Below are 2,200 nucleotides of genomic sequence, written 5' to 3' on the forward strand. Positions count from 1 at the left end.
ATCACATCTCAGTGGTTCGCGGTAATCGCAAGCTCGAGAAGCCCGCCTTCCACAAAGCCGCCGCCGAGGGCAACTTCTTCCTGCGCGGCTTCACGCACCTGATGATCTTCAAGAAGGAGCGCGGGTAGCTGTATCCCTCCGGTCGTCTTCCAGGGCGTCCTTACTCATCGTCCTTCGGAGGGGGCACGTACTGATTCGTGGGAGGGCCTGTCCCCGGGTCGTCGGGTATCGCAACGCCCTCATTGCGTAGAGCCACGATGCCCGGGTAGTCCGGTCCGTAACGGAGGGCCCGGAACATGGCCGTGGGCCAATCCTCGAGATCCTTTTCCTCCTTCTCCTCAGCGCTGAAGGGACTTCGCCAGTCCCAGACCAGGTCGCCGGTGGGTGAGACTTCGAAGACACGCCCTGGGGCGCCGCTGCAGACCAGCGTGTTGCCGTTGGGGAGCCGCTGCACGCCGGAGATGAAGGGTGAATAGAAGCTCTCCGGCTCGGTCGCCTCGTAGATCCACTGAGGCTCTTCGGGGCCGAACGGCCGATCCTCCCCGAGTGGGTAGCGACCATTCACGTCCCGCGGGGCCCACCACTCGACGATCGTGGACCACTCGCGCTCGCCGTTACCGTTGTTGAAGACGATCAGGTTCCCCGCGCCGAGGTAACCCTCGGGGATCCACTGGACGTTGTGCTGTCCGAGGAGCGGGCGGTCCGCGTGCTCACCCATCGAGTAGGCAAAGGGATTGCCCCATCGATACATCAGGTCTCCCTTGGGCCCGCGTGCCTCCTCTCGAGAGATGGAGTGGTCGATGATCCAGATCTCGTCGAAGCGGCGGACGCTGATGGCGATCTGGTCGAGGTCGGCGTTGTATGCCACGGCATTCGTGTGCATCCAGTCGGCGTCCTTGACGCGCTCCTTGCGGGCCTTGTCGGCCGGATCCTCCTCCTCCTCCTCCTCATCGTCTTCCTCATCGTCTTCCTCATCCGTCTGCTGTGCGTCCGCTTCGCCGTCGTCCTCACCGGCCTCCTCGGGCTCAGCCCCATCGTCGTCGTCACCGCCGGCGTAGCCCATGGCCGCCATCTCCTCGTCGATCTTGTTCTGCTCCTCCTCGCTGGGGGGCTCGGGGTCGCGGTCCCCGTTGATGTCGATCTTCTCAGGGTGCGCAGCGGGGTCCTCGACGAAGCCCTTCAGATCGGGGTCGTGGTTCTGGATCACGTGGTCCATGGCGTGCCACGACCACACGATCTCGCCGCCCTCCGGGGGCGTCGGGCGCACCTCGTAGACCGCGCCTGCCCACCACTCGTCACCTTCGAGCAGCTCGGCGTCGCGGCCCGCGGCGATGGCGACCTCCCGGGTCATGCGATCCCAGGCCACGAAGAGCAAGTTCCCGTTGGGGAGTTGCTCGATGTCGTGGTGCTGGGTCCCCGACTCACCGTTCCAGTCGAACTTCCAAAGGATCTCGCCATCGTGGGCGAGCTCGAGGATCTGTCCGCCATGGCCGCCCGCATCTTGGAAGTAGGGGTCGTCGCTGTAGCGCTGGCAGGCCAGCACGGTCCCCTTCTCGGTCAGGTAGCAGGAATCGCCGGGCTTGAGCGGGGTGTCCCAGTGGTGCACCTCCTCGCCCGCCATGTCCACGAGGTAGACGCGCTTCGCATCAAGCGGGGCGAAGAGCGTGAACCCGTGAAACGGTCCCGAAGGCTTGAATCCGGTGCGTTCGGGCATCGGGACCATGGCGCTCGAGGCTTCGTCGACGGAGCAGGATGTGGCAAACGCGAGGCCCATCGCGACCAGCAGTGGCAAGAGGATCTTCATGGCCGAATACGATAGCGTAGAAATCTATGATCCGGGTGACCTTCGCAGGTTCGATACCTGCCGCCGCAGTCATTTCCTGGCGAGGGTCTGGATGCGTCCGATGTGGTGTTCGTCAACCCCCAAAGGGCAGCGTGTTAAACAGGCGGTTCCGGGCCTCTTGGTCCCTGCGTGTGTAGGACGCATCGGGGATGTACTCCTCATCGGGCATGCTGAAGAGCTTGATGTCGGGCATGGTTGTGGAAGGCAGGCCCTCGTTGGTGAGCTTGTAGCGCGCGTCGCAGATGGCCCAGGTGCGATTGGACGTATCCAGGGCAGGCGACGGTCATTCCACCACGGGCCGCTCGGGGAACTCGAAGTCCGGGTAACGGTCCCAGGCCTTTGGGTTGAGGTGCAGCA

At 64.2% G+C, this 2,200-nt stretch carries 2 protein-coding genes; one reads left to right on the top strand and one right to left on the bottom strand.

Going from position 1 to position 2,200, the window contains the following annotated elements; translation table 11 throughout:
- Positions 1–160: 160 nt before the first annotated feature.
- Positions 161–1,804, bottom strand: coding sequence for an aryl-sulfate sulfotransferase (locus tag OSA81_13700; GenBank protein ID MDE0900056.1), 1,644 nt, complete (start codon positions 1,802–1,804; stop codon positions 161–163).
- Here OSA81_13700 and OSA81_13705 point away from each other — a divergent pair.
- Positions 1,803–2,200, top strand: a 398-nt coding sequence (locus tag OSA81_13705; protein MDE0900057.1) for a hypothetical protein, incomplete at its 3' end; no start/stop codon positions are given. The two genes, OSA81_13700 and OSA81_13705, sit on opposite strands and share 2 nt — an antisense overlap.

The organism is Longimicrobiales bacterium, from assembly GCA_028823235.1.
In the GTDB taxonomy this organism is placed as follows: domain Bacteria; phylum Gemmatimonadota; class Gemmatimonadetes; order Longimicrobiales; family Gaopeijiaceae; genus UBA2589.